31 protein-coding genes and 1 pseudogene are annotated in these 26,443 nt (G+C 53.0%); 18 read left to right on the top strand and 14 right to left on the bottom strand.

Features of this window, described 5'->3' with window-relative positions; translation table 11 throughout:
- Window positions 1-2: 2 nt before the first annotated feature.
- Genes CHN51_RS19140 through CHN51_RS19150 form a run of 3 tightly spaced genes read left to right on the top strand, consistent with a single transcriptional unit; the run spans window position 3 to window position 5,061 of the window.
- Window positions 3-1,523 (top strand): efflux RND transporter periplasmic adaptor subunit, encoded by a 1,521-nt coding sequence (locus CHN51_RS19140; RefSeq protein ID WP_100095851.1) that lies wholly within the window; start codon window positions 3-5, stop codon window positions 1,521-1,523.
- Window positions 1,520-4,684 carry an efflux RND transporter permease subunit gene (locus tag CHN51_RS19145; protein WP_100095852.1) on the top strand — a complete coding sequence of 1,055 codons (3,165 nt, stop codon included), beginning with the start codon at window positions 1,520-1,522 and terminating at the stop codon, window positions 4,682-4,684. The genes CHN51_RS19140 and CHN51_RS19145 overlap by 4 nt, the downstream gene beginning before the upstream one ends.
- Complete coding sequence (locus CHN51_RS19150; protein WP_240616980.1) at window positions 4,663-5,061, top strand: copper-binding protein; 399 nt, start codon at window positions 4,663-4,665, stop codon at window positions 5,059-5,061. The genes CHN51_RS19145 and CHN51_RS19150 overlap by 22 nt, the downstream gene beginning before the upstream one ends.
- A gap of 237 nt (window positions 5,062-5,298) precedes the next feature.
- On the opposite strand, the gene CHN51_RS19650 is transcribed toward CHN51_RS19150, so the two are convergent.
- From CHN51_RS19650 to CHN51_RS19180, 8 genes are all read right to left on the bottom strand, one after another.
- Complete coding sequence (locus CHN51_RS19650) at window positions 5,299-5,649, bottom strand: hypothetical protein (RefSeq protein WP_123906377.1); 351 nt, start codon at window positions 5,647-5,649, stop codon at window positions 5,299-5,301.
- 192 nt (window positions 5,650-5,841) lie between these two features.
- Window positions 5,842-6,015 carry a hypothetical protein gene (locus tag CHN51_RS19895; protein ID WP_164089312.1) on the bottom strand — a complete coding sequence of 58 codons (174 nt, stop codon included), beginning with the start codon at window positions 6,013-6,015 and terminating at the stop codon, window positions 5,842-5,844.
- 126 nt (window positions 6,016-6,141) lie between these two features.
- Window positions 6,142-6,564: an ion channel gene (locus CHN51_RS19155; protein ID WP_240616981.1), complete on the bottom strand. Its 423-nt coding sequence runs from the start codon at window positions 6,562-6,564 to the stop codon at window positions 6,142-6,144.
- Entirely contained in the window at window positions 6,561-7,898 is a 1,338-nt protein-coding gene (locus tag CHN51_RS19160; RefSeq protein WP_100095854.1) for an APC family permease, read from the bottom strand. Before CHN51_RS19160 ends, CHN51_RS19155 begins: the two co-directional genes overlap by 4 nt.
- 27 nt (window positions 7,899-7,925) lie before the next feature.
- Window positions 7,926-8,366, bottom strand: coding sequence for a hypothetical protein (locus CHN51_RS19165; RefSeq protein ID WP_100095855.1), 441 nt, complete (start codon window positions 8,364-8,366; stop codon window positions 7,926-7,928).
- Entirely contained in the window at window positions 8,363-9,016 is a 654-nt protein-coding gene (locus CHN51_RS19170; protein WP_100095856.1) for a class I SAM-dependent methyltransferase, read from the bottom strand. Before CHN51_RS19170 ends, CHN51_RS19165 begins: the two co-directional genes overlap by 4 nt.
- Window positions 9,017-9,022: 6 nt before the next feature.
- The gene (locus CHN51_RS19175) at window positions 9,023-11,293 is read right to left on the bottom strand and encodes a heavy metal translocating P-type ATPase (protein WP_100095857.1); all 2,271 of its coding nucleotides are present in this window, start codon (window positions 11,291-11,293) and stop codon (window positions 9,023-9,025) included.
- Window positions 11,294-11,385: 92 nt separating this feature from the next.
- Window positions 11,386-11,664: a hypothetical protein gene (locus tag CHN51_RS19180; protein ID WP_100095858.1), complete on the bottom strand. Its 279-nt coding sequence runs from the start codon at window positions 11,662-11,664 to the stop codon at window positions 11,386-11,388.
- Between the two features lie 127 nt (window positions 11,665-11,791).
- Between CHN51_RS19180 and CHN51_RS19185 the strand changes: the two genes are divergently transcribed.
- A complete protein-coding gene (locus tag CHN51_RS19185) occupies window positions 11,792-12,064 on the top strand; it encodes a metal-sensitive transcriptional regulator (protein ID WP_100095911.1) in 273 nt (90 codons plus the stop codon).
- 44 nt (window positions 12,065-12,108) lie between these two features.
- Here the strand turns inward: CHN51_RS19185 and CHN51_RS19190 are convergent, their stop codons facing one another.
- The 4 genes from CHN51_RS19190 to CHN51_RS19205 all read right to left on the bottom strand — a co-directional run bounded on the left by CHN51_RS19190 (window position 12,109) and on the right by CHN51_RS19205 (window position 14,180).
- The gene (locus tag CHN51_RS19190) at window positions 12,109-12,360 is read right to left on the bottom strand and encodes a hypothetical protein (RefSeq protein WP_100095859.1); all 252 of its coding nucleotides are present in this window, start codon (window positions 12,358-12,360) and stop codon (window positions 12,109-12,111) included.
- Window positions 12,361-12,385: 25 nt separating this feature from the next.
- The gene (locus CHN51_RS19195) at window positions 12,386-12,853 is read right to left on the bottom strand and encodes a DUF411 domain-containing protein (protein WP_100095860.1); all 468 of its coding nucleotides are present in this window, start codon (window positions 12,851-12,853) and stop codon (window positions 12,386-12,388) included.
- Between the two features lie 54 nt (window positions 12,854-12,907).
- On the bottom strand, window positions 12,908-13,666 hold the full coding sequence (locus CHN51_RS19200; protein WP_240616982.1) for a DUF2231 domain-containing protein: 759 nt from the start codon (window positions 13,664-13,666) through the stop codon (window positions 12,908-12,910).
- Between the two features lie 130 nt (window positions 13,667-13,796).
- Window positions 13,797-14,180: a copper resistance protein CopC gene (locus CHN51_RS19205; RefSeq protein WP_100095861.1), complete on the bottom strand. Its 384-nt coding sequence runs from the start codon at window positions 14,178-14,180 to the stop codon at window positions 13,797-13,799.
- Window positions 14,181-14,309: 129 nt separating this feature from the next.
- On the opposite strand from CHN51_RS19205, the gene CHN51_RS19210 reads away from it, so the two are divergent.
- The 10 genes from CHN51_RS19210 (at window position 14,310) to CHN51_RS19905 (ending at window position 22,496) form a co-directional block, all read left to right on the top strand.
- Window positions 14,310-14,606: a hypothetical protein gene (locus CHN51_RS19210; RefSeq protein ID WP_100095862.1), complete on the top strand. Its 297-nt coding sequence runs from the start codon at window positions 14,310-14,312 to the stop codon at window positions 14,604-14,606.
- 13 nt (window positions 14,607-14,619) lie between these two features.
- Window positions 14,620-15,057 (top strand): periplasmic heavy metal sensor, encoded by a 438-nt coding sequence (locus CHN51_RS19215; RefSeq protein ID WP_100095863.1) that lies wholly within the window; start codon window positions 14,620-14,622, stop codon window positions 15,055-15,057.
- Window positions 15,058-15,147: 90 nt separating this feature from the next.
- Entirely contained in the window at window positions 15,148-15,636 is a 489-nt protein-coding gene (locus CHN51_RS19220) for an RNA polymerase sigma factor (protein ID WP_100095913.1), read from the top strand.
- A gap of 53 nt (window positions 15,637-15,689) precedes the next feature.
- The gene (locus CHN51_RS19225) at window positions 15,690-17,504 is read left to right on the top strand and encodes a copper resistance system multicopper oxidase (RefSeq protein ID WP_100095864.1); all 1,815 of its coding nucleotides are present in this window, start codon (window positions 15,690-15,692) and stop codon (window positions 17,502-17,504) included.
- A complete protein-coding gene (locus tag CHN51_RS19230; protein WP_100095865.1) occupies window positions 17,501-18,700 on the top strand; it encodes a copper resistance protein B in 1,200 nt (399 codons plus the stop codon). Before CHN51_RS19225 ends, CHN51_RS19230 begins: the two co-directional genes overlap by 4 nt.
- Before the next feature lie 18 nt (window positions 18,701-18,718).
- On the top strand, window positions 18,719-19,192 hold the full coding sequence (locus tag CHN51_RS19235; RefSeq protein WP_100095866.1) for a nuclear transport factor 2 family protein: 474 nt from the start codon (window positions 18,719-18,721) through the stop codon (window positions 19,190-19,192).
- 96 nt (window positions 19,193-19,288) lie between these two features.
- Window positions 19,289-19,819, top strand: coding sequence for a DUF305 domain-containing protein (locus CHN51_RS19240; RefSeq protein WP_100095867.1), 531 nt, complete (start codon window positions 19,289-19,291; stop codon window positions 19,817-19,819).
- Window positions 19,820-19,925: 106 nt separating this feature from the next.
- A complete protein-coding gene (locus CHN51_RS19245; protein ID WP_100095868.1) occupies window positions 19,926-21,881 on the top strand; it encodes a cytochrome c/FTR1 family iron permease in 1,956 nt (651 codons plus the stop codon).
- A gap of 246 nt (window positions 21,882-22,127) precedes the next feature.
- A complete protein-coding gene (locus tag CHN51_RS19900) occupies window positions 22,128-22,289 on the top strand; it encodes a hypothetical protein (protein WP_164089314.1) in 162 nt (53 codons plus the stop codon).
- 39 nt (window positions 22,290-22,328) lie between these two features.
- Entirely contained in the window at window positions 22,329-22,496 is a 168-nt protein-coding gene (locus CHN51_RS19905) for a hypothetical protein (RefSeq protein WP_164089315.1), read from the top strand.
- 77 nt (window positions 22,497-22,573) lie between these two features.
- On the opposite strand, the pseudogene CHN51_RS19250 reads toward CHN51_RS19905, so the two are convergent.
- Window positions 22,574-23,618, bottom strand: a pseudogene (locus CHN51_RS19250) (IS3 family transposase).
- Window positions 23,619-23,918: 300 nt separating this feature from the next.
- Between CHN51_RS19250 and CHN51_RS19255 the strand changes: the two are divergent.
- Both CHN51_RS19255 and CHN51_RS19260 read left to right on the top strand, forming a co-directional pair.
- The gene (locus tag CHN51_RS19255; RefSeq protein WP_206170253.1) at window positions 23,919-24,266 is read left to right on the top strand and encodes an MbcA/ParS/Xre antitoxin family protein; all 348 of its coding nucleotides are present in this window, start codon (window positions 23,919-23,921) and stop codon (window positions 24,264-24,266) included.
- Window positions 24,263-24,781: an RES domain-containing protein gene (locus CHN51_RS19260; RefSeq protein WP_066743810.1), complete on the top strand. Its 519-nt coding sequence runs from the start codon at window positions 24,263-24,265 to the stop codon at window positions 24,779-24,781. Before CHN51_RS19255 ends, CHN51_RS19260 begins: the two co-directional genes overlap by 4 nt.
- 98 nt (window positions 24,782-24,879) lie before the next feature.
- Here CHN51_RS19260 and CHN51_RS19265 read toward each other — a convergent pair whose 3' ends face one another.
- Complete coding sequence (locus tag CHN51_RS19265) at window positions 24,880-25,113, bottom strand: hypothetical protein (RefSeq protein WP_123906378.1); 234 nt, start codon at window positions 25,111-25,113, stop codon at window positions 24,880-24,882.
- A 177-nt stretch (window positions 25,114-25,290) separates the two neighbouring features.
- On the opposite strand from CHN51_RS19265, the gene CHN51_RS19270 reads away from it, so the two are divergent.
- Both CHN51_RS19270 and CHN51_RS19275 read left to right on the top strand, forming a co-directional pair.
- On the top strand, window positions 25,291-25,710 hold the full coding sequence (locus CHN51_RS19270) for an antitoxin Xre/MbcA/ParS toxin-binding domain-containing protein (protein WP_240616983.1): 420 nt from the start codon (window positions 25,291-25,293) through the stop codon (window positions 25,708-25,710).
- Window positions 25,704-26,411, top strand: a complete 708-nt coding sequence (locus CHN51_RS19275) for an RES family NAD+ phosphorylase (RefSeq protein WP_100095871.1) — start codon at window positions 25,704-25,706, stop codon at window positions 26,409-26,411. The genes CHN51_RS19270 and CHN51_RS19275 overlap by 7 nt, the downstream gene beginning before the upstream one ends.
- Window positions 26,412-26,443 lie beyond the last annotated feature (32 nt).

Raw genomic sequence — 26,443 nt, forward strand, 5'->3', positions numbered from 1 at the left:
CAATGGGAGCCGCATGGGATAAACTGTCGCCGCGCCAGAAATCCTGGACGATGGCGGCAACGGTAGCACTAATCAGCGCAATCGCTGGCTACGGGCTTTCACAACTCGGGCAAGGTGGGAACGAAACCAATAGCAATGGCGGTGCCTCCAGTGCCGAGTGCGAAAATGTCCTCTACTGGTACGATCCGATGGTGCCGGGCCAGCGCTTCGATGAGCCTGGCAAATCGCCGTTCATGGACATGCAACTGATTGCGAAATGTGCGGGCGAGGAAGCCGGAGCGAGCAGCGGGGTCAGTATCGATCCGACGCTCGTCCAGAATTTCGGAATCAAAACCGCTGAAGCCGAATATGGCGTCCTCGAACCGGAAGTGACCGTCACCGGCGTTCTCGCCTACAACGGGCGGGACGTCGCGATCGTCCAGCCCAGGGCGGGCGGCTTTGTCCAACGAACCTATGGCCGCGCGCCCGACGATGTTGTCGGTCGCGGCGCACCGCTGGTCGACATTCTGGTACCGGAATGGGGCGGCGCGCAGCAGGAATATCTGGCGGTGCTGAACAGCGGCGACGAAGCGCTCGCTCGCGCCATGCGTGAACGCATGCGCCTGCTCGGCATGTCGCCCGGCCTGATCTCCTCAGTCGGGCGAAGTCGGCGGGCGCAATCGACGATCACCGTCACCGCGCCGATCGGCGGTGCCATCACATCGCTCGGCGTTCGTCCCGGCATGACCGTGATGGCCGGGCAGATGTTGGCGGAAATTACCGGTTTCTCGCCGATCTGGCTCGAGGCGGCGGTCCCGGAAACACAGATTGCCAATGTCCGTGTCGGTCAGCCCGTCAACGCAATGCTTACGGCATACCCTGAGGAACGGTTTGTCGGTCGCATCATTGCGGTGCTGCCGAGCGCGCAGGATGCGAGCCGCACGGTGACCGTGCGGGCGCAGCTGCCCAATCCTGGAGGTAAGCTCAAGCCGGGTATGTTCGCGCGGGTTTCGCTCACTCCCGACACGCGGCGCGCGCTGCTGGTCCCCTCCGAAGCCGTCATTCGCACGGGGCGCAGAACGATCGTGATGCTCAGGCAGGACAAGGGAGGCTTCACGCCCGCCGAGGTCCGCATCGGGCGCGAGGCAGCCGGCCGAACCGAGGTCCTTGCGGGCCTTGCGCCGGGCGACAAGGTCGTGACCTCTGGCCAGTTTCTGATCGATTCCGAAGCCAGTCTTTCCGGTCTCGACGTCCGGTCTATTGAGGAGGCTCCGGGCAAAGATGCTGGCGCGCAGCAAGGAGCTGATGACAAAAAGCCCGCCACTTTCAGCGCCACCGGCACAATCGAAAAGATCGCCGCGAGATCTGTCACGCTGAAGCACGGACCCGTTCCGCAGCTCGACTGGCCCGCGATGACAATGGCCTTCTCCACCAGCAGCGCTGCGCAGCTACGCGGGTTCAAGCGCGGAGACCGGGTAAAATTCACCTTCATACAAAACGATTCTGGGGCCCAAATCGTGTCGATCCGGAAGAGCGGCCAATGATCGCGCGCATTATCGATGGTTCTATCGCCAATCGCTTTTTCGTCGTGCTGGCCGCGCTCGTCCTCTCTCTGGCAGGCTACTGGGCCGTGCGGACCACGCCGGTCGATGCAATACCCGACCTTTCGGATGTACAGGTGGTCATCCGATCCAACTATCCAGGGCAAGCGCCGCGCCTGGTTGAGGATCAGGTCACTTATCCGCTGGCGACGACCATGTTGTCGGTCCCCGGTGCCAAGACTGTCCGCGGTTATTCATTTTTTGGGGATAGCTATGTCTATGTGATCTTCGAAGACGGGACCGATCTTTACTGGGCGCGCTCGCGCGTTCTTGAATATCTCAATCAGGTGCAGGGGCAACTACCCGAAGGGGTTTCAAGCGCGCTCGGCCCGGATGCGACCGGAGTCGGCTGGATCTACGAATACGCATTGGTTGATCGCACCGGCGGAAACGATCTTGCCGGCCTGCGAAGCCTTCAGGACTGGTTTTTACGTTATGAGTTAAAAACGGTCCCGGGGATTGCAGAGGTCGCCAGCATCGGCGGCATGGTCAAGCAATATCAGGTCGTGCTCGACCCCTACCGTATGGCTTCACTTGGCGTCACCCACGCCGAAATAGTCAAGGCGGTCCGCGCATCCAATAGGGAATCTGGAGGATCGATCGTCGAGATGGGCGAGGCCGAATATATGGTTCGCTCCTCAGGCTATCTCAGCAAATTGGCCGACTTTCGCAGCATTCCCCTGAGCGTCGCCGGTGCGGGCGTTCCCGTGACTCTCGGAGACGTTGCCACCATTCAAATTGGTCCCGAACTTAGGCGCGGCATCGCCGAACTCAATGGCGAAGGCGAGGTCGCGGGCGGTGTGGTGATCCTTCGCCAAGGCGCCGATGCGCGCAGCGCGATCACAGCGGTCGAAGCCAAGCTCAAGCAGCTTCAGGCGAGCCTGCCAAAAGGGGTTGAGGTCGTCACGACTTACAACCGTGCCCAGCTGATTGACGCTTCGGTGGAAAACCTGACAACTAAGCTAATCGAGGAATTCATCGTTGTCGGCCTGGTTTGCGCGCTGTTCCTCTGGCATGTACGTTCTGCTCTGGTAGCTATCGTCACGCTGCCACTGGGCGTCCTCGCCGCCTTCATCATTATGCGCTTCCAAGGCGTGAACGCCAATATCATGTCGCTCGGCGGAATTGCCATTGCTGTGGGAGCGATGGTGGATGCCGCGATTGTGATGGTCGAGAATGCGCACAAACATCTGGAACGATGGGCGCACGACCATCCCGACCGCAAACTGGTCGGTCAGGAGCGGTGGAAGGTAATAGCGGACGCCGCGAAGGAAGTGGGCCCGGCACTGTTTTTCAGTCTTCTGATCATTACCTTTTCCTTCATCCCCGTGTTCACCTTGCAGGCGCAGGAAGGACGGCTGTTCGCGCCGCTTGCTTTCACCAAGACATACGCAATGGCAGGGGCGGCGATTTTATCGGTTACACTTGTGCCGGTACTGATGGGCTGGCTGATCCGCGGAAAAATACCGTCCGAAGACAAAAACCCAATCAATCGCGGGCTGACGTGGGCCTACCGACCGGGGCTCGACTGGGTCATGCGGTGGCCGAAAGCCACATTGGCCATCGCAGGTGCGATCTTTCTCACGACCCTCATACCCTTGTCTCAACTGGGCGGGGAATTCTTGCCCCCATTGGACGAGGGCGATCTGCTCTATATGCCGAGTGCCCTGCCCGGCCTTTCGCCGGGCCAGGCATCTGCGCTACTTCAGCGTACCGACCGCCTAATCAAATCGGTTCCCGAAGTGGAGACCGTGTTCGGCAAGGCCGGGCGAGCGGATACCGCGACCGATCCCGCGCCGCTGACGATGTTCGAGACAACCATCCGGTTCAAACCGCGCGAGGAATGGCGCGAAGGAATGACTCCCGATAAATTGGTTGAGGAACTCGACCGCACCGTGAGGGTGCCGGGACTAGCGAATATCTGGGTCCCGCCGATCCGCAACCGGATCGACATGCTCGCAACAGGAATAAAAAGTCCGATCGGAGTAAAGGTCTTCGGTGAGAGCTTGGCTGATATCGACAAGGTGGCTCAAGGTATCGAGAGGGTGGCCAAAACCGTGCCCGGTGTAAGTTCCGCACTGGCAGAACGTCTGACAGGTGGCCGTTACATTGATGTCGACATTGACCGCCTCGCTGCCGCGCGATACGGACTCACTATAGACGATGTGCAGATAATTGTGTCGGGCGCAATCGGCGGCGCGAATGTAGCGCGAACCGTCGAAGGACTGGCGCGTTATCCGGTCAATGTGCGTTACCCCCGTGAAATACGGGACAGCGTTGGCGAATTGCGCGCGCTTCCCGTCCTGACGCCTTCTGGCCAGCAGATTACGCTTGGCACCGTAGCGCAGATCAAGGTCAGCAGCGGGCCGCCGATGCTCAAAAGCGAGCAGGGCCGGCCTACCAGCTACGTCTATGTCGATGTTCGCGACCGTGATCTGACGTCGGTTGTGAGCGATCTACAAGATGCGATTGCCGCCGACGTCAACCTTCCACCTGGCGTCAGCCTTTCTTACGCTGGACAGTTCGAATATCTTAGCCGCGCAGCGGAACGCATGAAAATCGTCATCCCGGCGACTTTGGCCACTATCTTTCTGTTGCTCTATCTGATCTTCCGCCGCTTCGACGAAGCGCTGTTAATCATGGGGACGTTGCCTTTCGCCCTGACCGGCGGCTTCTGGCTGCTCTACTGGCTCGGATACAACCAGTCAGTCGCCACGGCGGTGGGTTTCATTGCTCTTGCCGGTGTTTCTGCCGAGTTCGGCGTGATCATGCTGATCTATCTGAAGGCGGCGCTCGAACAGCGTACCGATCCGGATGCGGAGCAAGTCGACCAGGCAATCCGTGAAGGCGCGCTCCTGCGCGTTCGGCCAAAGGCAATGACTGTTGCCGTAATCCTGGCAGGCCTGTTCCCGATTCTCATTGGCACCGGCGCGGGTTCGGAAGTAATGAGCCGAATTGCTGCGCCGATGATCGGCGGGATGATCACTGCCCCGCTGCTGTCCATGTTCGTATTACCCGCCGCATATTTTTTGTTGCGGCGACCCCGTCCGGAAAAACCGGCAAAACCTGAAGGAGATGAAAAATGCGTACTACAAACTACCTGACCCTGTTGGCCGCTCCGCTCGCACTTGCGGCGTGCAGTAATGACCAAGAAACGTCCGAGCCAGCTGGAACGATGATGACTGACAATATGGCGGATGTCGACAACATGCCTATGTCCGATGACATGCCGATGATGGAGTCCCCTGCGGCAGGACAGGCTGGAAGCGGCGAAGGCTCGGTCACCGAGATCGACGAGGCAGACGGCAAGATCACGATCGACCACGGACCGATCGCTGCAGTCGGCTGGCCTGCGATGACGATGGCATTTTCTGCAGATGACGAGAGCATGCGGAAGGTGGCGGTCGGCGACCGCGTCACCTTTGAATTTCGCACGACAGAAGGCGGGGGCGGCGAACTGACCGCGATCGCCAAGCAGTGACGGGCGCCTCGCGTCGTGCCGCAAGGCAGTGCGGCGCGAGCTCCCAATTCTTTAATCCCGAGCACATAATTTATAAAGGAGATGATGACTTGCGATGGGATAATGGGTAGCCCCATGATTATGATAGGAATGGGCGTATTTTGGATAGGGTCAATTGGGCTCATAATACTTGGTATCTTCGCGCTCATAAAATATCTGAAGTCATAACAAAATCTGTCTGCCGTAGCCGGAAAAGGCTTAACGAGCTTTGTTATATTGGTGCCGCATATCGCTTTGGATCCCTGTATAGTAACTCGAAGGAGTGCTCGTAATGAGTGAATCGAGATGGCCGACAACCTCATCGATTATACCGGCAAAACCAGTCCAAGCGAAACCGCCACCGATCCCGTCTGCGGGATGAGCACTGCGACCGCAGATACGTACGTGAGCACCACGGCTTAATACATTATTTCTGCTCTTCACGCTGCTTTGATAAGTTTCGGGCAAACCCAGTATTTCATCATTCAAAAGATGCGGATACCTAAGTCTTGCACAATCCTGGGGTCGATTATCACGCCTGCGCTCCGGCATTTTCATCACCAGCTTCATCAGCATACTTTAGAAGAAGCTGCATGTCCATGAACGGAGACTTGGCTAGCTTTTCCAATTTTTGCTGGGAGAACATTGGATCACAATAAAAAAGGACCTCAACCTTACTTCCGCATTCTCCATTTCACTGCTATCGTCTGCCTCGCCCCTGCCGAGCCAGTATCCGCTGCCGCCTGCGGCCAGACTTGCAATTCACCGATCCAAAATATCAACGCTGAGTTTCGGATCGCAAAGTGGCTTGGCGGCAGTTGCAGCTCTTTGCTTCGCTTCAACTATGAGCGATTGGGCTTCAAACGCAGGCGTGGCTAGCTCGACTGCTTTTGCCATCGTGAGTTGTCCGGCTTGAAGTGCAAAAAAACGGCGCATATAGGGCTAACGCCGTTAGAGCCAACAAAGGAAGCCGCCGTTTAATCCGGCTGGTTATCGTGGAAATTTTACCATGCCTTTTTGAATCATACAAAAGCGCTTGTTCACCGAGCTTTGTTTCAACTATTATGCCGGACTAGTCTCGGTTTCGGTCATCAATATGAAAATCAGTGAGGCGGAACAGCTTATTAGCAAAAAGCCGTTCAAAGATTCTATACCCGCCAAAAATCGCAAATGACCGGTTGGAAAAATATCACCAAGACCAAGGGAGGTATAATTCACCAATGAGAAATAGAAAATTTCCATTGATGAGATATCCGTCGGCTTAAAGCCTCCAAGACCAGCACTAGATCCAGCTACAAATGCAATAGCGTAAAGGCCAGCTTCCGAAATATGGGCGATGGCTGCAGCATAAAGTCCAATCACCAGTTTACGGGTTTTACCGAAACTTGTTGATTTAAGCCATTGATGGGTTCGGTGAATAACCTGAAAGTGGATAAATCCAGTTATGCCAAACATCAGTAAACCAAGAAAAATTACCAAGCTCAATGCGAATGCCCCTCCATGCCGGTGTCCGTCTCGTTGCCACTCCGGCGGCTAGACAAATAATATCTCTCGAAAACGAAAAACCCGGCAATGCCAACGAAAGAAATTGCAATGATCATTGGATCACTAGTTGCTTTCATGGTCAGGAATGCTCCCAGTACGATCAAATCCAGAATGATCGCGCCAAGTAAAATCCATGCTTTTGCGCCGACATCATCCCTGAGATAGCGATACACGCCCCAATGAATCACTATGTCCATGACCAGATAAAATATCGCCCCCAGGGATGCTATCCGACTAAGATCAAAAAATGCAGCCAATAGACCTGCGGCGATAACAGTGAAGACAAGCGTGTGCTTTTGAATGTCACCTGGCATGCCAAAATGGCGGTGCGGGATGAGGTTCATGTCTGTGAGCATTGCGAGCATGCGTGATACGGCGAAGACACTGGCAAGGAGACCCGATGCGGTTGCAATGATCGCCACGGCAACGGTGAACCACACGCCATAGTCACCAAAAGCAGGACGCGCCGCCTCTGCCAGTGCATAATCTTTGGCAGCGGCAATTTCACTTATGCTCAACGTCGATCCGACCGCGAGCGCCACCGTCATATAGACGAGCAAACAGATCCCCAGCGAGATCATGATAGCGCGGCCGACATTTTTCTTGGGATCCACGACCTCACCGCCGCTATTCGTGATCGTAGTGAATCCCTTGAACGCTAATATTGCCAGTGCAATACCGGCAATAAAGCCAGTCGGCGAAGTTGCTTCGCTTGGCGTGTTTTGCGAAAACTCAAATGTGAAGCCGGCTGCCCAAAGAATGGTGAGAGAAAAAATCAATATTCCGCCGATTTTTAGAATCGCGGTGATCCCAGATATCGCGCCGATAATCCTGTTACCGGCGATGTTGACGATAAATGCGAAGACAATCAGTCCTATTGCCAATATCGAAACCAGCACGGAATCACGGCCTATATCGAACAATTGAAGCGTATAAGTCCCGAAAGTTCTCGCAACCAGGCTTTCGTTGATGATCATCGAAAATGCCATCATCAAAGCCGCAGCACCCGTGACGGTGGATGGTCCATAGGATTTCTTGAGAATCATCGCGATACCGCCCGCTGACGGATATTTATTGGATACTTTGATATAGGTATAGGCGCTGAACCCGCTGATTATAGCGCCAATAAGGAAGGCAAGCGGGAAGAGCGGCCCGGATAGTTCGGCAATCTGACCCGTCAGTGCAAAAATTCCTGCACCGATCATGACGCCGGTACCCATGGCTACCGTTCCCGCCAGCGTCAGACTATTTTTGTTATACGAACTGTTTTGCATTTATTTCGCCTTTGAGATGTGCGGAAGTCATGGCTGCGGTTGACGCCTTGCAAACCAAAGCGTGATCAATGGAACGAATATCCACATAAGGATGGGAACGAGGCCTATGTTCGTGCCGGGCACCACAGGCATGAGTTCGCTATATCGCCAGCCCCAATCCCATTCACGCGGCACGCTGGTGGCCATAGCTTCAATAATCACCGTAATTCCCAGCCCAGTCAGCAGATAGATACCGATCATCCAATACTTTGGATAATGCATCCAGTGGCGGTTCCGCGCTAATATTGAAACTACCGTGTAGGCGAGCAACAATATCCCAACGTCTCCAAATGTTGCCCGGGTACAGCCCAGCGTTCTTTCCCAATAACCTGCCGATCCCATATCAAAGAATGGCATTTGCAGGATTTCCCAAATGAAGGATGTGAAAAATCCGAAGGTAGCGATATGAACCTCGGTGTCAAATTTCATGAAGCGACAAACTCGGCTTTAAATAATGAAATGGAACCCGTTGCTGTCGCGAAACTTTGTGTTTTTTCCGTCAAATATCCAGGTGCCACCAATATTCTTTCCAATATACCCTCAGCATTGTGCCTCGTATCTTCGACACCATCCAACTGCTGGACCGTCATTCGAAAGGCAGCGCGCATCAGTAGTGACTTCTGCATTGCATAATCTGCAATGTGGAGTTCTCCGCCGGGCATGAGCAGGCTGCGCATGATTTCGGCTATCTCGTTCTTTTTTTCGAGCGCCACCTGATGAAACATCAAACTGGATGTTATCTTTGTAGGCTGCCAGCCTTTGGGCAAAGCTTCTTTAGATAAAAACCCCGGGATCAATCGAACATTAGGACTATGTAATTTTTTGGATGCGCGTTTGAGCGCGTCGATATCTGGGTCAAGCCCGATGAAATCCGCTTCTGGGCACTGCTCCGCCAAAACAGCTAGCAAGCTTCCTGTCCCGCATCCCACATCCAATACCCTGTCGCCTGGGAGCGGATTGATCTGCTTCACCAGCGCGGCACGCCATGCGCTTTCCCGCGTCAAATATCGGATCACGAGATCATAGAGGGGAGTGAGAATTTTGTAGCCCAATGGCGGGGTGTAGGTTTCGGTTACCATCTCAGGTCACAAAACTTTATTGCGCAAACGAAGTGCGTTGCCGATCACTGAAACGGACGAAAAGCTCATGGCCGCGGCTGCGATCATTGGGCTCAGCAATATTCCGAACCAGGGATAGAGGACACCAGCAGCAACTGGCACACCAAGACCATTATAGATGAAGGCAAAGAACAGGTTCTGCCGAATATTGCCCATCGTCAACTTGCTGAGATGGCGCGCCTTGGCGATGCCGCCCAGATCACCCTTGACCAGCGTGATCCCGGCGCTTTCCATCGCGACGTCCGTTCCGGTACCCATCGCAATGCCTACATCGGCCTTGGCGAGCGCAGGAGCGTCGTTGATCCCATCTCCTGCCATCGCGACCCTTTTACCTGCAGCCTGCAATTCGCTGATCACGCGATGTTTGTCTTCAGGCGAGACATTGGCGTGAATTTCATCGATACCAATCATCTTGCCAACGGCTTGCGCAGTGGCTTCGGCATCGCCAGTCAGCATCACGACGCGAATATTGGCTCTATGCAGCGCTTTGATTGCCTCTGTCGTGGTCGGTTTGATCGGATCGGCGACACCAATCAGGCCAGCTGGCTTGCCGTCAACGGCCACAAACATCACCGTTTGTCCCTGCGATCGGCCGTCCTGCGCCTTGGCAATCAGGTCCGCGCTAGTGGCACCAAGCCGGTCCATCATTTTTTCATTGCCGATGGCGACGCGCTTGTCTTCAACGATGGCTTCAACGCCTTCTCCTGTCACTGACTGAAAATCACTTGCAGCCTGGAACGACAAGCCCTTTTCCTTGGCGCCACTTATAATCGCAGCTGCCAGCGGGTGTTCACTCGCCATTTCGATTGCGGCCACAAGCGCCAACATTTCATCGCCATCAAAACCTTTCTCCGGTTCGACCGAGACCAGTTTGGGCTTGCCCTCGGTCAGTGTGCCGGTTTTGTCGACCACGATTGTGTCTATCTTTTCCAGGGTTTCCAGCGCTTCTGCGTTCTTGATCAAGATGCCATTTTGCGCGCCTTTGCCGGTGCCAACCATGATCGACATCGGAGTGGCAAGGCCAAGTGCACAAGGGCAAGCGATGATGAGGACTGCGACCGCATTGACCAAGCCGTAAGCCAGCGCGGGATGAGGGCCCCAGATGGACCATATGATGAATGTGGCAATAGCAATCAGAACCACAGCGGGCACGAACAGGCCCGCGACCGTATCAGCGAGTTTCTGGATGGGCGCGCGGCTGCGCTGCGCTTCGGCAACCATCTGGACGATCTTGGCAAGCAGCGTGTCTTTACCCACGCGCTCTGCGGTCATGACAAAGCTGCCAGTCTGGTTGACTGTGCCGCCGGTGACATCATCGCCTTCGGCTTTGGCAACCGGGATTGGTTCGCCCGTGATCATAGATTGATCAATCGTGCTCGATCCTTTGGCGATGGTGCCATCGACGGGTATTTTGTCGCCCGGACGGACGCGAAGGCTGTCGCCAGACTGCACTTGATCGAGAGATATTTCTTCTTCCGAGCCATCCGCGCTAACGCGCAGTGCAATTGGCGGTGCCAGTTCCAGCAGTGCGCGCAACGCACTTGATGTCTGTCCGCGTGCTTTCAGTTCCAGCACTTGCCCCAATAGGACCAAAGTCGTGATGACTGCTGCGGCTTCGTAATAGACAGCAACGCCGCCATCGTGCCCGCGAAACGCGTCGGGGAAGATATTAGGCAAAAAGGTTGCGACTACGCTGAATATATAGGCAACAGCTACCCCCAGACCGATCAGCGTAAACATGTTGAGGTTCATGGTTTTGACTGACTGGACACCGCGAACGAAGAAAGGCCATGCTCCCCAGAGGACTACCGGCGTTGCCAGCAAAAACTGCAACCACTGAGCCATCCTCGGTTCAAACAAACCCTCAAACGGTCTGCCCGGAATGAGATCGCCCATCGCGTATATGAAGAGGGGAATGGAAAATATCGCGCTGACCCAAAAGCGCCGGCGCATATCAATATATTCAGGATCAGGCCCGCTTTCGAGGCTAAATGTCTCCGGTTCCAATGCCATCCCGCAAATCGGACAGGAACCGGGACCCTCTTGCCGGATTTCCGGATGCATCGGGCAGGTGTAGATTGTGCCTGCTGGCACGTCGTCCTGCGCTTCGCGATGCTGTCCGGTCAGATAGTGCTCGGGGTCGGCGACAAATTTGGTTTTGCATCCTGCAGAACAGAAATGATAATCCCGAGCATCATGACGTGCATGATGCTCGGTTTTATCCGGCTCTACAGTCATGCCGCAGACGGGGTCGGTGACATGATCTGTAGAGCCGTCATGGCTGTGGTCATGGCCTTCAAGGCCATCAGGGGAGGGAGGAGCCACAGCCACTATTCCTGTATCAACTTGCTAGCGATCCATTTTTTGATCGGAATCACCAAAATTGCAATATACCAACCATAGGCAAAGCTTCCGACTGCGCCTGCTATAAAGCCGGGCCAGCTTAGCCATTCAAATCCTGGAAGCAAAGGCGCCCAAGCCTCATGCATATGCGCCCACTGTGGGGCTAGCACGCCAAAGCCGATACAAATCAGATAGCTGACAAGCAAGAACAGACTCAGCGTCCATCCCCAAATGAAAATTTGCTTACCCGTTGAGATATTGGACATTTTAACCTCCATCTTTCTATTGATAATAATACTATAGTGGGGTATAGTGTATAAGTCAATCCCAGATATTGAAATTTGCGAAGAGCCTTTTGATTGCAAGCATACTAAAATGAGGCATAAGAAAAATATGACAGAGAAATTCACTAAAGAAATTAGCCGGATGCACCGCATTGAGGGGCAAGTCCGCGGAATTGCCAAAATGATGGAGAATGATCGTTACTGTATTGACATTCTTCAGCAATTTTCTGCTGTGGAGGCCGCATTGCGTGCCACCAAAATGAAAATACTGGAAACTCATACCAATCATTGCGTGCAAGATGCCCTCACCTCTGGCGACAAGGCTGATCAAAAGCAGAAAATCGCCGAGCTTATCAGCTTGTTCGGCAAAATGGGAAAATAGAAACAGGTCCGGAGCCCATGAGGCTCCGGACCCGCCCTGCGACCCTACTCTGGTTTAGCTTTGCTGGTGTCCATCTTGCTATGGTCTATTTTTGAGTGGTCCATTTTCGAATGATCCATCATCTGGCAGGTCATTTTGCCATCGGCATCCTTCATCATCATGCCGTCCATCGCCTTGCCGTCCTTCATCATTCGGCATTTCTGATCAGAGGACGCGTCGGCTTTATGCTCATGAGCGAGTGCAGATCCTCCATAAAGGAGAACGAGGGCTCCGAGTGCAGTTGCCATTTTTCTCATGATATTTCCTTTCTTGTTAAAAACCCTAGTTGTAAGAGGCAAAAACAGTTGGGCCATTGCTTCCAAAAGCAATAACCTGATAAGGCTGCGTTTGATTCTGATATTCCATCCCCGGTGAACCGACCGGCATTCCAGCAACTGCTAGGCCTCTGATATTCTCCGGCTTCTCGCGGAGCAATCGCGCGATTTCCTTCGCCGGAACATGCCCTTCGATCACATAGCCTTCGACAATCATAGTGTGGCAGGACCGCAAGGCTTGCGGAATCACGTTCGTATCTTTCACGGCGGCCATATTCTGAGTATTTCGCGTTTCAACGTCCTGCCGCATATTGGTCTCAATATGTTCCGCCCACTTCTCGCAGCAGCCGCAGCCAGGGTCACGGAACATAACAAGCGGCGAGGCTTGTGCAGCCGTCGTACAGGCAGCGAGGAAGGAAAGCAGCGCCGACGCCAAGAGTGGCTTTGTTTTCAGTTTGCGGAAATAATTGGACATTTTTTCATTCCTTTAATGGTTAATTTGCCACCGCTCCAAGAGAGCTTGGTGCATTCAAAAGTTCATATGGCTGAGACCGCCATGCATAAATGTGCCACCCAAAAACGCTTGTACGAGCACACCGATCGTCAAGAGCCCCAGCAATCCAGCAAATATTTTTTCCTCGCTAACATTATGGTCGAAACGCCGTAGTCCGGCCCATGCCAGTAGCACTGCTCCGATTGCGACGGTCATACCGAGATAGCGATGCGTGGTGAGGATAAGGTTGCGGTCATAAAGATAGAAGCCGCCTGCGAACCAGCCCAAAAAGGCGGCTGCAACCGCTCCCAGCGCCCCGATCACGAGCATGATCCGCGCTGCTGAACGCCAGTCAGGCTTATTCCGCGCAACACCAAACGCTTCGGCTGCAAACGCGGCGACGATCATGGCGATTGGAAAATGGATCACCACGATATGCAATTTGCCAAGCCAGATGAACAAACGCTCGCCAAAGCTCTTATTGCTATTATCTTCTGCTTCGTCATGCTCCATCATGCCGCCATGATCATCACTCATCCCGCCCATATGGTCACTTTCGGGCGCGGCAGGAGCGGAGCCATCGGGCATCATCGGCATGGTTCCCTCATCCATCATGCCCTGCATTTCGGCACTTTGTGCGACGTCGCTTCCCATTGCTTCCTTATGATGCTGGTCGCTCGTTCCGGGGCCAGCGCCCATTTCGGTCGGATCACCATGTGCAAGTACTGGCCCGCTAAACGAGGCTAGTGCGAAAGCAATGCACAGCGTTAAAGTACGAAATCTCTGTGTCAGCATCTCAACCCTCCTGGTCCAAAATCGATTATTTTTGTTGCTAATAATAGTGGCAATCTTGCGATGCCGTTTCCAACCATAGTCTCCGGGTGCGCTCAGGGGGCGCGCACCCGGAGTATCGGTTGCGACCCGATCACTTTACCTTGAATGCATATTTGCCGCTGACGACTTCCTTGTCGTCGCCCGATGCCATCCAGCGCAGCTCATAGCCGCCGGTCGTAAGAGGTTTCTTCATCATCACCATCACCGACTTGCCGTCCTTGCCCATCATCACCGACATTGGCATCTTCATCGGGGCGTGCCCGGCCATACCGGGCATTGATGTCATCATTAGTTGCATGCGGGTGTTTGCAGGCATGATCTTCTCATCAAAGACCAGATCAATTTTATTTGTTGGTGCTACTGTCGCATTGGCCGCTGGCTTGGCTGTAACCAGACTCGGGTGCGCAAAAAGCGGTGTTGCCGCGAGCGTTGCGGCGGCGGCGAGGGTCAAACGAAAAAATTTGGTCCTGGGCATTTTTTGGTTCCTTGCTTGTGACTAACCACTAATACGCAGTTATATTGCCCAACCCTCAAAAATAATTTTGAGGGCAAAGCGGTGCAGCTTGCGTATTAGTAGTCAGATCACTCAAACAGGAGCATGTTTATGCCGCTATCTGACAACAAACTAGATGAGATGCTTGCCAGCCTGAACTCTGCTTTGCCTCACGCAGCATTGGCCATCGACGATGGATTTGACAATAATGTCTGGCTACGCATTGGTGAAATGAATAGTCGCCGACTTTCGCGCCAGAAAAGTCTGTTGGCGGCAGTGATGGTCGTGACCGCGCTCGGAGCGGGAATTGGAACGGGCGAACAGACCGCAATGGCCAACATCAATAGCAATCCATTGCTTGGCGGCGCAGATTACTCGCCGGCAAGCCTTCTCCACGTGTCACAATGATATTGGCAAATTCATGAAAATCGGACCCGTACAAATCATCCTGCTTATCCTGCTGGCGCTCGGTGCAGGCTGGATAGGCTCATTAGGCGCGAAACATTGGAGCCAGAGCGGCGGTCAAAATTCTGGCATGCACAGCTTTGTTCACGAGGAGCTTGATCTCGATAGCGCACAGCAAGCGCAGTTAGAAATTCTCGAAAATGATTTTGCGATCAGAAGACAAACTTTGGAGCTGGCACTCAGATCTTCAAATGCCGACCTTGCAGCCGCCATCGAAGAAGAACATCAATATGGCCCTAAAGTTGCAGCGGCGATTGAGGCTGTGCATAAGCAAATGGGTCTTTTGCAAAAGGCTACTGTTGAGCATCTATTCGCGATGCGAATGCTGTTGAAACCCGGTCAACAAAAGGCCTTTGACAAGCGGGTATCAACTTCGCTCACCGCCGGGTCTTGAGTGCAGAAATCACACCCTGACCCGCAAGTTCCGGATATTGTGCTCATCGCAGAGGCTGCAAAAGGCAGCAAAGCAGCCTTCAATACTGTTATGATCCAGCAGGCCCCCCGGCTCCACAACGTCGCGCTCAGGTTGATGGGCAACAGCTCCGATGCAGAGGACGCTGTCCAGGAGGCACTGGCAGCTGCCTGGTTCAAGCTGGCCAGTTTCGATCAGTCGCGGCCGATCAATCCATGGCTCACGCGCATCATCGTCAACAAATGCCGCGACATTCTCCGCAAACGCCGGATCAGGCAGTTTTTCGAGTTTGATGGCAGCGATGATATAGAATTGACGATAGCCGACACTGCACCAGACCCAATTGCCAATTTGCACGCACGACAAGCGCTAGAAGTCATGCAACGAGAGATCACACGCCTGCCAGCGAAATTGCGCGAGCCTTTTGTACTGGTGGCCTTTGGCGATAACAGCCAGGCCCAAGCAGCCCACATTCTCGGAATATCAGAAAAGGCCGTCGAAATGCGGATTTACCGCGCGAGAACCAAATTACGCGAAGTTTATAAAAACTTTGAGGGGTGAAGGCAGTCTCGTCGTATAGTAGGGAGATATCGCTTTTATATTAAGGATTATACATGCTTTCTATTCCCCGCCGACGCTTCTTATCGTCCGCTTTGATTGCTGGCGGCGCTGTCGGATTTTCTTCTGCCATGCCTGCATGGGCGCGCGGCGCGATGTCAGGTTCGGTGCGTAAGGGCATTGATGAAGTTTCCGGCTCCAGCATTGATCTCGCTATCGGACGCGGCCAGTTTTCCACCGGCGGACGCAGCGGCGGTGCCATCGCGGTAAATGGCACTGTACCGGGGCCGCTGGTAAGATTACGAGAAGGGCAGGATGTACGGCTCAACGTAACCAATAATCTTGATGAAGACAGCTCGATTCATTGGCACGGCATCCTTCTGCCCTTCCAGTTCGATGGCGTGCCGGGGGTCAGCTTCCCCGGCATCAAACCCGGCGAGACATTTACTGCGCCGTTCAAGGTTCGGCAGAGCGGCACCTATTGGTGGCACAGCCATTCCGGGCTGCAGGAACAGGCAGGGCATTATGGCCCGATCATTGTCGATCCGGCTGGTGCAGACCCGGTAGCATTTGACCGCGAATATATCGTCCTTCTTAGCGAATTTACGCCGATGCACCCGCATGTCATCATGAAAAAACTGAAACAACAGGGCGGCGGCTATTTCAATTATCAGCAGGGAACCGCAACCGATGACTATCCGCTGTCCGGCAAGGAACGCCGGATGTGGAGCAAGATGCGGATGATGGCGACCGACATTCTTGATGTTACCGCTTCCACCTACACTTATCTCATCAATGGACATGGTCCCGCCGATAATCTGGAACTGCTGTATAATCCCGGCGAACGGGTGCGGCTGCGGATTATCAACGGCAGCGCGATGACGTTCTTTAACCTGCGGATTCCAGGCCTGCCGATGACAGTCGTTCAGGCTGATGGGCAGAATGTAGTGCCGGTGGAAACAGATGAATTGCAGATCGGCGTTGCGGAAACCTATGACGTTGTTGTGCAGCCCACTGCCGACAAGGCATTCACTTTTGTAGCAGAATCTATGGACCGCTCGGGAATGGGCGTTGCTACGCTTGCTCCCCGCGCAGGAATGCGCGCCGAGGTTCCGGCACTGCGCGATCCGCCAATCCTGACGATGGCTGACATGGGGATGGCAGGTATGGATCATGGTTCGCCAGACGGTGCGACGGACCACTCGCAAATGGATCACAGCAAAATGAGCGCCGAAGACATGGCCAAGATGGACATGCCCAGCATGGATGTGAACGGCGGTGATAATATGGCCGGCATGGACATGAGCGGCATGAAGATGCGCGATACCTCGATGCTGCCGCCCGATGTAAAGGTCGGTCCAGGGCTCGACATGGTATCAATGGCCGCGCCTGACCGCATGGGATATCCCGGGCTTGGCCTGGATAATGTCGAACACCGGGTTCTCAACTACCAGCAGCTAGCGGCGCTGACGCCCGGCAAAGAAAAGCGCACAGCATCGCGCAAGATGGAAATTCATCTCACGGGCAACATGGAGCGCTATATGTGGTCGTTTGACGGTAAGAAATTTTCTGCCGTCTCCGACGATCCAATCCGCTTTGCCTATAATGAGCGCGTTCGTGTCAAATTGGTCAACGACACGATGATGGCGCACCCAATCCACTTGCATGGCCATTTCTTCGAATTGGTCAACGGACAGGACAACCAGCCATTGAAACATACCGTGATCGTTCAACCAGGAAGCAGTGCAACCTTTGACCTCACCGCTGACGAGGTAGGAGACTGGGCATTTCACTGCCATTTGCTCTATCATATGCATTCCGGAATGTTCCAGATCGTTACCGTGGCATCGCCGTTAGGAGCGCAGTCATGAAGCGGATGATGGTTCTTCTGTTGCTGGGATTTAGCCAGCCAGCCTTCGCGCAGACCATGGATCCAAACATGAAAATGCCGATACCAGCGAAACCTGCGGCAAAACCAAAGCCGCAAGCCAAGCCAGCGCCGATTTCTGCAAAAAAGACCGCGCCACCAATAAAAAAATCACCCGTAAAAGCACCTCCAAAACCTACGGCTCCAACTTCCATGCAAATGGGTCCAGTATCAATCAAGGATGCCCCCCCAGAGAATATTGGCGAGACTATGGACCATTCCGGCATGGACCATGGCAATATGGCTACGCCTGCCGACCAAATGGAAGCAATGGATCATAGCGGCATGGACGGAATGTCTATGGATGATGGGACATCTCCTCCTGACGAGATGGATCACAGTTCAATGGATATGTCCGGCGGAGATACGGAAGGCATGGATATGGCAATGCCGATGGCCGACGAACCGCCACCACCCGAAGCAGGGAGCGGACCTGCCCGCGCCGCCGAAGCAATTTGGGGCGTCGATATAATGCGGGCTTCTAGAGAGCAACTGGCGAAAGAAAACGGCGGCATGACAACGCTTTGGGTGATGGCTGACCGCGCTGAATACCGCGTGCGGGACGGAAAGAACGGCTATTTGTGGGACGGTCAGGGCTATTATGGCGGCGATATCGACAAATTCTGGTTCAAGAGCGAGGGCGAAGGCAATTTCGGTGAAAAGATCGAAAGTGCAGAGGTGCAGGCGCTATGGAGTCACGCCATTGCGCCATTTTTCGATCTGCAAGCGGGCGTCAGGCAGGATTTTGCACCGCGTGACCGAACCTATGCAGTTATTGGCATACAAGGTCTTGCTCCTTACCTGTTCGAGATCGATGGGGCAGCATTTTTGTCTGACCGGGGCGATTTGACCGCGCGCATCGAGGCAGAGTACGAACAGCGGATCACACAGCGTCTGATTTTGCAACCACGCGCAGAACTCAATCTTGCAGCGCAGGATGTTCCCGAACTCGGTATCGGTGCGGGGCTCGACACTGCCGAAATGGGAATACGATTGCGATATGAATTTGCCCGCGAGTTTGCGCCCTATATCGGCGTCGAACAGGAATGGAAAGTTGGACAAAGCGCCAGATACGCGCGGGCGGCGGGAGAAGATCCCAGCGTCACCAATTATGTTATCGGGATGAGATTCTGGTTTTAATATAAAGAGGGAAAAACTATGAAATATATTGGTTTAGCGTTGATTCTCGCGCTTTCTACGGTTTCTTACCAGGCTGTGGCGCACGATAAAGATGCAGAGGCTGCATCTATCATGGAGACACCTGAAAACACCCTTGAAGCCTATAGGAGCGCTATAGAAAGTCTCGATGATACAAATATGCCGCGCCTCTTCACTCAAGATGCGCTGGTGTTTGAAAATGGAAAAGCGGAGGGCAGCTTCGGAAATTATCTTGCCCATCATCTCGGCCCTGAACTCAAAGAGTTTGAGAGCTTTACATTCAGTAATGAGACGATCGATATATCTGTGATAGGTGAAACGGCAATTGCCTCGGAAACCTATACATATACGATAGTGCTGAAGGATGGCCGGACCATCGAGAGGCTAGGCGTTACCACTGCGGTTCTCGTAAAACGAGACGAAAGCTGGAAAATTGCGCAATATCATTCATCTTCCCGCACGCCTAAGAAATAGCTTGGCTTCGGCGAAGGTGTAGGCCCAGAACCCGCATGGTTCGAAAGCATAATAGATTTGACTTCGAATTTCCGACACAAGCAAGGAGAAGCTAAAATGAGCAGCTATACGCGCCTTATCGCTATGATTTTGACATCAACTCTGGCGATGTTTGGACTGATGTATCTCAACACATACGCGCTTGAGCATGTCTATTTCAGCGAGACACGCACGTGGATGGCTCTTTATATGGGCGCAGCAATGGCAATCATAATGCTGATCTTCATGCTTGGAATGTATCAGGATAAGCGCAGGAATTTCCTGATCCTAGGCGGCGCAGCTCTAATTTTTACCGGTTCGTTATTTCTCGTTAGGTCGCAGGATACGATTTCCGATCAGGCGTGGCAAAAAGCGATGATCCCCCATCATAGTATTGCCATATTGACGAGTGAGCGTGCCAATATCGAGGACAAGCGGGTGCGCGAGTTGGCCGATGGCATTATCAAGGCGCAGCGCAAGGAGATCAAAGAAATGGAATGGTTGATCAAGGATATTGATCAAAATGGCAAGGCAACGACAGATGCAGAAGCTGCGGCGCGGCCCGTTCCAAAATTCGAAGGTGCACTCAATCTGGGTGACAAACGTTAACGCTTGAGTATGCGGAAGACCCGCTCCTTTTGAATCTCTCACCAAAATCGAGCGAATCGTGCTCGTCGAGATGCGGTTGCTAATAGTCTGGAAGCCCCATTAAATCATGCGCCAATGTGCCAGAATATATTCTATCCTTTTATCCGTTCTGGCTTTGGTCACCATTTGCTCACCGATCGCCGCGCAGACGAAGAAGGCTGAAGTTGAAACGCTGTGGCGATTGCTGGATTATATTGCGGTCGATTATCCCGGCGCAGTCGATAAAGGCAAAGTGATAAACGAAGCAGAGTATTCCGAAATGGAGGAGTTTTCGGGAACTGTCGTTGACGGTTTCGCAAAGCTGGCGCAAAATCCAAACCGAGCCGACCTGATTGCAAAAGGTAACGAGCTCAATACAGCCATTGACAGCAAAGCTTCTCCGGATGCGGTGGCGCGGCAGGCACGCTCGCTGGCAACGGATTTGCTCCGCAGCTATCCTGTTCCGCTTGCCCCCAAAGCTGCACCGAATATGCAAAACGGCAAACAGCTATACGCTCAAAATTGTGCCAGTTGCCACGGCACGTCCGGTAATGGACAAGGGCCGGATGCAGGACAGCTCAACCCCGCTCCAATAGCTTTTACTGATGTTGAGAGAGCAAGAGAACGCAGCCTGTTCGCACTTTATCAGGTTATTGGTCAGGGACTTGACGGGACGGCAATGCAGAGTTTTGCCGATTTGCCTGCCCAGGACCGTTGGGATATGGCTGCATATGCGGGCAGCTTTGCATTCAAAGAGGCATCCAAGGGGCAAGGGCTTTGGAAAAACGATGCGTCAATTCGCGCTCTTTTTCCCGATCTCGCAGCTCTGGTAAGCATGACTTCAGCCAATCTTGGAAAGCAGATCGGACCAGAAAGAGCAGACGCTGTGATGGCATTCCTGCGGAACCACCCGGAAGCCGTTGGGACTGCCTCCAGCGGTTCGTTGGCGTTATCGCGGACCAAACTGAAGGAAAGTCTTGCTGCCTATCAGGCAGGCAGAAAAGACGAAGCAGAAGCGTTCGCACTATCGGCCTATCTAGACGGTTTTGAGCCTCTTGAACCTGCACTGGCCTCTCGCGACCCCTCTTTGCTAAAAGCAATTGAGCGCGCGATGGCCCGCGTCCGCGCTGCTATCGGTGATGACCTTCCTGTAGCAGAGGTGGAGAGCCGGATCGGCGCTCTTGATGGGCTGTTCTCGGAGGCGGAGACCGCTCTGGACGCCGATCAGGCTAGCCAAGCATCTGCTTTCGTCGGAGCCTTTACAATATTGCTTCGCGAAGGGCTGGAGGCGCTACTGATTGTGGTGGCTATGATTGCGTTTCTGCGCAAGGCCGAGCGACCCGAAGTCATGCCATATGTGCATGGAGGTTGGATTACGGCGCTTCTAGCGGGCGGTATTACATGGTTCGCTGCCACCTATCTCATAGGTATCAGCGGCGCGAGCCGTGAACTAACCGAGGGCTTTGGTTCGCTATTTGCAGCGGTCATCTTGCTATTTGTAGGTTTGTGGATGCACGGCAAGTCGCGCGCCGATGAGTGGCAACGCTATATTCGTGAGACAATGAGCAAAGCATTGTCGCGGGGATCTGCATGGTTTCTCTTTGGGCTGGCATTCATTGTCGTTTACCGGGAAGTCTTTGAGACCATATTGTTTTTTGCCGCGCTCTGGACTGCTGACAATGGTATGACCATTTTAGCTGGTTCGGGAGTCGCGATACTTTTGCTCTCGGTCATTGCCTGGGCCATGTTACGATACAGCCAGAAGTTACCGATAGGTAAGTTCTTCGCTTACAGCTCAGCGTTGATGATCGTTCTTACTGTGATTCTCACCGGCAAGGGGATTGCGGCGTTGCAGGAGGCTGGCCTGATGAGCGTGACCCCGCTTTCTGATTTTCCGCAAATTGCCATGTTGGGAATTTTCCCTGCGGTTCAGTCTCTTATCGCTCAAGTTTTGGTAATTGCAGTCATAGCAGCGGGGTATTGGTACAATGTCCGTTTAAAATACATCCAGGATTACAGTATATCTGATCAAAATGAATTTTGATAAACGAAATGGAGCTTCCAGACCCCTATATAGCCCGTATCTGCGCCGAGCTTGGCGGGGTTGTTCTGGCGGCTTACCTGTTTTTACCTTACCAACCATGACGTCACAGACTTACGGGCTGATTGGCGGCCTTGCCGTTGGCTGGATTTTGGGTCAGGTTATTGAATTCCTATTGATCCGCTTCCGTAGGTAACCTTTCTGTCGGCATATAGTCGGGGATTAGCAAGACACGGAGACGGTCCAAAAATGATAAAGAAACTGCAACAGCGAATTCCAGGATTAGTTCACCTCCTGATTGGTGCGCTCGTGGGCATAGTTATTTTACACCCGCTGGTTACTCTAATATTCTGGCTTGAGTTCAATCAATTGCTGGCGGTTCCTTCAGATTCTGTAGCTGATTTCCTGTGAAAGCGGATTAGCGGGGCAACCATCGTCGAAATAGGACCTATGACACTTGTTTTTGCTGGACTTGGGATCGTTTCAGCTATGGTCTTTAAGCTAATCCAAGATTTATCTGAGGATAGTAGAAAAAAATCAGCCGTTCTACAAAGGCAAATGAACGATCAACTTCCTTTGCTCATTGCGGCGGGAGAGAGTGAGATTACTGGATTTTAAGAAACTATGCGATGGGATGTAAAAGAAAATAGAGTAAATAAGGTGACGGTCCCCCGGTTTTGTGTCCAGGTTCAATGTTAGCCTCCCGCCTTCATCGGTCGGGGGTTAACCCCGACCGATGAAGCAAATTCAGCTGGTGTCATCCAGCCAAGCGAGGTGTGAGGACGACACTCATTATAGTCCCGTCGCCACGCTTCGATCTTGCTCCTTGCACCGTCCAATGACAAGAACCAATGTGTATTCAGGCATTGTCGGTGGGCTTGCCAGGGCGCGAGAAGTCCAGTTTCACTTTATTCTCATAGGCCCAGCGATCCAGCACTTTCGAGATGAACTCCGGGCCATTGTCCACTCTAATAGCGCGAGGGGTTCCTCGGATCGTCGCGATCCGTGTCATCGCCTCTACAACTTGCTCTCCCTTGATACCCTGGGCAACATCAATTGCGAGCGCTTCTCGGGTAAAAGCATCGACGAGGGTCAACGCCCGAAGTCGACGACCGTCGAATAGCGCGTCGTACACGAAGTCCATCGCCCAAATATCATTGGCAGCCGTTGCCGCAGGCTGGCGCTCCCGCTGGACTGCGCTGATGTGCCTGGGGGGCCTCTTGAGCCGCAGACTCAAGCCATCCTCACGGTATAGCCGGTAAACCCGCTTATGGTTTACGACCCAGCCCTCCCGTCGCAATAAGATATAAATCCTGAAATAGCCGTATCGCATCCGGGTCTGCGCGATGTCCCGGATGCGCATGAGTAGAGGCGTCTGATCAGCTCTGACTGACCGGTATCTTATGCTCCGCCGGTCGAAGGTCAGTATGGCGCAGCTCCGGCGCTCACTGACCACATGACTCGACTGGACGTACCGGGCGATCTCGCGCTGCCGATCAGGCCTCAGACTTTTTTTGACAGAACATCCTGCAAAATGTGCTTGTCCAGGCTGAGATCAGCAACCAATCGTTTGAGCCACCGCAACTCTCCAACACCCAGCCCGCCATAAAGCTTCTTCCAGCGGTAAAACGTCTGCTCCGAAATCCCCATCCGACGGATTACCTCCGCCACCGGCGTTCCCGTCTCCGCCTGCTTCATCGCGTAGGCAATCTGTTCCTCAGTATATCGACTCTTCTTCACGGCACACTCCTTCATAATCAGGGTTACAATACCGGAAAACTCCCATTCAAACTGGAGGAAAAAACAGGGAGGACGTCAATATTGGCGAGCTTTAATTAAAATTCTAATGGAATTTGATTGAGGAATTGCGGCTTTATAAATAGTAGAATATCTTGCACATGTCCATAAATATGGCTATATAAGAACCATAAGTATCGACACAAATAAGGACGCCGCATGGCTCATACACATAAAGACGCACGGAAAAAAACTGGTAAAACAGGTGGTTGGGCGACGCGCTCCCAAAGCAGCGGCAAGTTTATGGCTAGTTTTGTCACTAATGGTGGCAAAGTTGATATTGAGCAGGTCAGCCGCACTTTCAAAATGTCTAAAGTTCAGTTAGCCGAAACTGCCGGTCTGGGTAAAACTACGGTAACAAAGGTGGAAAGGCGCGATAGCCCGAAAGCGCAATCCCGAATGACAGAAATGCTAGAAATTTTGGCACGTGTGCGCGATTGGGCAGGTAGCGAAGCACAGGCTATGGCATGGTATCGCGCAGAGCCCATTCCAGCCTTAGATGGAAGAACCGCCGAGGCTTTGGTTAAATCCGGCCAGGCAAATGCGGTTCGGGAATATCTCGATCATCTCGCTCTGGGTGGTTTTGCTTGAATTTTGTAGGACGGTGTTACCGTGCCCATGATCCATTTTGGTCTTTCAAGCCAATATCGGGAGACGGCGCTGCTATGCGTGGCGGCCGATTTAATAGGAAAGGTCAGCCGGCGCTTTATTTGGCCCTCGATTCTGTAACCGCACTGATTGAATGTTCCCAGGGATTTTCTGGACGATTATCGCCCATCACTTTGTGTGAATATGATGTTGAATGCGAAAATATCGCGGACCTTAGAACCACCAAAGACCAAAAAGCGCTGTCTGTAGATTTTGCAGATCTGGATTGCGCTTGGCTAACTATCCAGCTTGCTGGAAAAACCGCGCCGTCACAAAAGATCGCGAATGATATGGCAGCAGCCGGTTATGACGGCATGCTTGTTCCAAGCTTTGCACCTGATGCAAAAAAGGATAGTTCAAATTTGATCTTGTGGAACTGGGGACCGAAATTGCCACATAAAGTTGAAGTTTACGATCCTTCTGGAAGATTACCGAAAAACCAACTTTCGTGGGATTAGGGTTATTCTCGCTCGATATACCAAAATCCAATAAAACTTAACATAATCTTTGCTATCACCTGCCCTTTAGGTGCAAATCGCGACGTTAAATGACCCGGTCAATGTGCCAGCCTCGCAACAAGTTCGAATGGCTCTCCATCTGATGGTTCGCCCGTCTCGATCGGTATGCCGAAAGATTCGTCATCGTCAGGCTCAACGCCGATCTCATTTTCCAGAAAATCCCGATATCTGGCGCGGTGCGTATCATTCATGATCCAGACCAGTCGTTCGCGCGGGACATCTGGTGCCTCCACAACGGCATCGGTCATTGCCCGGTGATAGTCATACATCATACTGCCTCCGTTAGGACCGCGTCTATCATCGCGCCAATTCGGTGGAAAGCAAATACTTCGAAGGGGCGTCAAACTATGCTTTACTGCAGATTGCTCTATCTCGTTTGCGTACGCTCTAATATTAAAGGGTGTGGACAAATGTCCATTTTTTGGTAAAAGAGGTCAAAAGGACGCGGCATGCTTAACATTATTCCCTCTGGAACGTCAAAAAAACCCGCACCTATGGGCGGCGATTATGGCCCGGCCGAAATTGAAGCCATGCAGCGTGCCATCATTAATCTATTTTCGAAGTGGGCCGTCAAAGATGCTGACGCCGCGATCATTCTGGGCGGCATATCAAAAAAGACCTTACGGCGCTGGAGAGATGGCGACTATGGCAGGGTAAACCGGGATATGGCTGACCGGATGTCAAACCTTCTTGGTATTCATAAAGCTCTACGGGTTATATTTTCCGACCCTCAGCACGGCTATAGCTGGATTAACAACCCGAATAAGGCTTTCGGCGACCAGTCTGCGCTAGATGTTCTGCGGCTCGGCGGTATGGAAGATGTTGTCCGCATCAGACGCTATTTGGATTCTGTTCGCGGCGGATGGTAGACGCCGCAATCGCGCATATCTCATGGCCGAAGACACACTGCTTGGTGATGTCTCAATTCCCTCCCATCGATTTGTTCGACGATATTGCTGACCCACGAGATTGGGAAACATTGGCGAGTGCACAATCGCGAACCAATCCACGTATCTATGAGGAAATTGGTGATCTGTCTCTAGTGCCGGTTGATCGCAGATTGGCTGGCGATGGTGCGTCCTGGGTCATGGCCGCATTTACACATATATCACCTGACCGGACTTCACGGTTCAGCGACGGAACTTTTGGAGTATATTATGCTGGCGACTGTCTCGAAACGGCTTTGCGCGAACACACGTTTCATGTGGAGCGATTTTATAGAGATGCGGTGATGGAACCTGGTTGGATTTCAAAAGTCCGCCAGCTTGTAGGAACCGTCGATACTGATCTTGTAGACCTCCGCGATCCGGGTAATGAGCATCTGCTCAACCCGGATATTGCTACTTATCCAATCTCTCAAACATTTGCTAAAGAACAGAAGTTGTTGGAGCGCGATGGTCTTGTTTACCCTAGTTTGCGTCACGATGGCGGACAGTGCATCGCAATTTTCTTTCCCGACGCTGTAACCCCACCAGTTCAGGCGGAGCATTTTCGATATCATTGGAACGGCACACGCGTTGATTTCGTTCAGGCTCTTTCTGGGGACCGGGAAATTCTGGAATTGGTCTAATATATCTCAAATCCAGAAAATCTCCGCTATGG

Source organism: Sphingorhabdus sp. YGSMI21, from assembly GCF_002776575.1.
In the GTDB taxonomy this organism is placed as follows: Bacteria; Pseudomonadota; Alphaproteobacteria; order Sphingomonadales; family Sphingomonadaceae; genus Parasphingorhabdus.

Coding starts and splice junctions, on each gene's coding strand:
- CHN51_RS19140 (WP_100095851.1), top strand. CDS start 3: ATGGGAGCCGCATGGGATAAACTGTCGCCGCGCCAGAAATCCTGGACG.
- CHN51_RS19145 (WP_100095852.1), top strand. CDS start 1,520: ATGATCGCGCGCATTATCGATGGTTCTATCGCCAATCGCTTTTTCGTC.
- CHN51_RS19150 (WP_240616980.1), top strand. CDS start 4,663: ATGCGTACTACAAACTACCTGACCCTGTTGGCCGCTCCGCTCGCACTT.
- CHN51_RS19650 (WP_123906377.1), bottom strand. CDS start 5,649: ATGAAGCTGGTGATGAAAATGCCGGAGCGCAGGCGTGATAATCGACCC.
- CHN51_RS19895 (WP_164089312.1), bottom strand. CDS start 6,015: ATGCGCCGTTTTTTTGCACTTCAAGCCGGACAACTCACGATGGCAAAA.
- CHN51_RS19160 (WP_100095854.1), bottom strand. CDS start 7,898: ATGCAAAACAGTTCGTATAACAAAAATAGTCTGACGCTGGCGGGAACG.
- CHN51_RS19165 (WP_100095855.1), bottom strand. CDS start 8,366: ATGAAATTTGACACCGAGGTTCATATCGCTACCTTCGGATTTTTCACA.
- CHN51_RS19170 (WP_100095856.1), bottom strand. CDS start 9,016: ATGGTAACCGAAACCTACACCCCGCCATTGGGCTACAAAATTCTCACT.
- CHN51_RS19175 (WP_100095857.1), bottom strand. CDS start 11,293: ATGACTGTAGAGCCGGATAAAACCGAGCATCATGCACGTCATGATGCT.
- CHN51_RS19180 (WP_100095858.1), bottom strand. CDS start 11,664: ATGTCCAATATCTCAACGGGTAAGCAAATTTTCATTTGGGGATGGACG.
- CHN51_RS19185 (WP_100095911.1), top strand. CDS start 11,792: ATGACAGAGAAATTCACTAAAGAAATTAGCCGGATGCACCGCATTGAG.
- CHN51_RS19190 (WP_100095859.1), bottom strand. CDS start 12,360: ATGAGAAAAATGGCAACTGCACTCGGAGCCCTCGTTCTCCTTTATGGA.
- CHN51_RS19195 (WP_100095860.1), bottom strand. CDS start 12,853: ATGTCCAATTATTTCCGCAAACTGAAAACAAAGCCACTCTTGGCGTCG.
- CHN51_RS19200 (WP_240616982.1), bottom strand. CDS start 13,666: ATGCTGACACAGAGATTTCGTACTTTAACGCTGTGCATTGCTTTCGCA.
- CHN51_RS19205 (WP_100095861.1), bottom strand. CDS start 14,180: ATGCCCAGGACCAAATTTTTTCGTTTGACCCTCGCCGCCGCCGCAACG.
- CHN51_RS19210 (WP_100095862.1), top strand. CDS start 14,310: ATGCCGCTATCTGACAACAAACTAGATGAGATGCTTGCCAGCCTGAAC.
- CHN51_RS19215 (WP_100095863.1), top strand. CDS start 14,620: ATGAAAATCGGACCCGTACAAATCATCCTGCTTATCCTGCTGGCGCTC.
- CHN51_RS19220 (WP_100095913.1), top strand. CDS start 15,148: ATGATCCAGCAGGCCCCCCGGCTCCACAACGTCGCGCTCAGGTTGATG.
- CHN51_RS19225 (WP_100095864.1), top strand. CDS start 15,690: ATGCTTTCTATTCCCCGCCGACGCTTCTTATCGTCCGCTTTGATTGCT.
- CHN51_RS19230 (WP_100095865.1), top strand. CDS start 17,501: ATGAAGCGGATGATGGTTCTTCTGTTGCTGGGATTTAGCCAGCCAGCC.
- CHN51_RS19235 (WP_100095866.1), top strand. CDS start 18,719: ATGAAATATATTGGTTTAGCGTTGATTCTCGCGCTTTCTACGGTTTCT.
- CHN51_RS19240 (WP_100095867.1), top strand. CDS start 19,289: ATGAGCAGCTATACGCGCCTTATCGCTATGATTTTGACATCAACTCTG.
- CHN51_RS19245 (WP_100095868.1), top strand. CDS start 19,926: ATGCGCCAATGTGCCAGAATATATTCTATCCTTTTATCCGTTCTGGCT.
- CHN51_RS19900 (WP_164089314.1), top strand. CDS start 22,128: ATGATAAAGAAACTGCAACAGCGAATTCCAGGATTAGTTCACCTCCTG.
- CHN51_RS19905 (WP_164089315.1), top strand. CDS start 22,329: ATGACACTTGTTTTTGCTGGACTTGGGATCGTTTCAGCTATGGTCTTT.
- CHN51_RS19255 (WP_206170253.1), top strand. CDS start 23,919: ATGGCTAGTTTTGTCACTAATGGTGGCAAAGTTGATATTGAGCAGGTC.
- CHN51_RS19265 (WP_123906378.1), bottom strand. CDS start 25,113: ATGATGTATGACTATCACCGGGCAATGACCGATGCCGTTGTGGAGGCA.
- CHN51_RS19270 (WP_240616983.1), top strand. CDS start 25,291: ATGCTTAACATTATTCCCTCTGGAACGTCAAAAAAACCCGCACCTATG.
- CHN51_RS19275 (WP_100095871.1), top strand. CDS start 25,704: ATGGTAGACGCCGCAATCGCGCATATCTCATGGCCGAAGACACACTGC.